The sequence below is a fragment of the Microbispora bryophytorum genome, from assembly GCF_006874465.1.
GTDB lineage: Bacteria > Actinomycetota > Actinomycetes > Streptosporangiales > Streptosporangiaceae > Microbispora > Microbispora bryophytorum.
The window spans coordinates 1-522 of the sequence record NZ_VIRL01000091.1; the positions used below are offsets into that span (position 1 = coordinate 1).

2 protein-coding genes are annotated in these 522 nt (G+C 64.8%); both read left to right on the top strand.

The window, feature by feature from the left end:
• The coding region (locus tag FLX07_RS35970; protein ID WP_138463408.1) for a DUF742 domain-containing protein at window positions 1-189 on the top strand (189 nt) is incomplete at its 5' end.
• Window positions 170-522, top strand: a 353-nt coding sequence (locus FLX07_RS35975) for a GTP-binding protein (protein ID WP_191049494.1), incomplete at its 3' end; no start/stop codon positions are given. The genes FLX07_RS35970 and FLX07_RS35975, both read left to right, overlap by 20 nt.

Consider the following 522-nt stretch of genomic DNA (forward strand, 5'->3'; position numbering starts at 1 on the left):
CTGTGCCGTCAGGTGCGGTCGGTGGCCGAGGTGTCGGCGTTGCTGCGGATTCCGCTGGGTGTGGTTCGCGTGGTGATCGCGGACATGGCGGCGGAGGGGCTGGTGCATGTGCATCAGCCGCAGTTGGAGGCCGGTAAGCCGGATCTGAACTTGCTGGAAAGGGTGCTCAGTGGACTTCGCAGGCTCTAGCCGGGGGTTGACCTCGACGAAGATCGTCGTTGCGGGGGGCTTCGGTGTGGGGAAGACGACCTTCGTGGGGGCGGTGTCGGAGATCGTGCCGTTGACGACCGAGGCGGTGATGACCGATGCCTCGGCGGGGGTGGACGATGTGGGGTTGGTGCCGCACAAGACGACCACGACGGTGGCGATGGATTTCGGGCGGGTGTCGCTTGACCGGGATCTGATTTTGTATTTGTTCGGTACGCCGGGTCAGCATCGGTTCTGGTTCATGTGGGATGACCTGGTGCGGGGGGCGATCGGTGCGGTGGTGCTGGTCGACACGCGGCGGTTGGCCGACAGTTT